The organism is Acidovorax cavernicola (assembly GCF_003581445.1).
The window spans coordinates 1-781 of the sequence record NZ_QXMN01000286.1 but is presented as its reverse complement, the minus strand read 5'-3'; the positions used below and the strand labels follow the sequence as shown (position 1 = coordinate 781).

Annotated in this window: 1 protein-coding gene; it reads left to right on the top strand. The window is 67.6% G+C overall.

Features of this window, described 5'->3' with window-relative positions; genetic code table 11:
- On the top strand, positions 1-617 hold a 617-nt coding region (locus D3H34_RS33190; protein WP_286186580.1), incomplete at its 5' end, for a pyruvate kinase.
- Positions 618-781: the final 164 nt, after the last annotated feature.

Here is a 781-nt window from a genome sequence, read left to right as displayed (position 1 = left end):
AGATGGACGAGGTAGTCATCACCGCGACGCAGATGATGGAGAGCATGATCACCAACCCCGTGCCCACGCGCGCCGAAGTCAGCGACGTGGCCAACGCGGTGCTCGACGGCACCGACGCGGTGATGCTCAGCGCCGAGACCGCGGCCGGCAAGTACCCGCTCGAAACCGTCGAGGAAATGGCGCGCATCTGCACCGCCGCCGAAGCCGCCGAAGACCCAGAGCGCGATTCCGATTTCACCGGCCGCACTTTTGGCCGCATCGACCAGAGCATCGCCATGGGCGCGCTGTTCACGGCCCATCACCTGGGCGCCAAGGCCATCGTGGCGATGACGGACAGCGGCTCGACGGCGCTGTGGATGAGCCGCCGGCGCATCCACATTCCGATCTACGCGCTCACGCCCAAGGTCCAGACCCAGCGGCGCATGGCGCTGTACCGCAACGTGCGCCCGCTGCTGATGGACACTTCGGCCGACCGCGACACGGCGCTGCAGCAGGCCGAAGCCCACCTCAAGGCGCGCGGCATCGTGCAGCAGGGCGATGTCTACGCGATCACCTGTGGCCTGCCCATGGGCCAGCCCGGCGGCACGAACATGCTGCAGATCTGCCGAGCTAGCTGAGCCTCAGCGCGCGCGCCGAAGGCGCTGTCGACATCGATGGCACTGGTGCGGGTTTTTCAGTCGGGATAAAATCCCGGGTTACACAGCGGTTACCACCGCTTGGCCCGGGCGCATGCCGCGGCGCGGCAGGACCGCGTGCGCGGATTTGCGCCGGCTGTTTACCC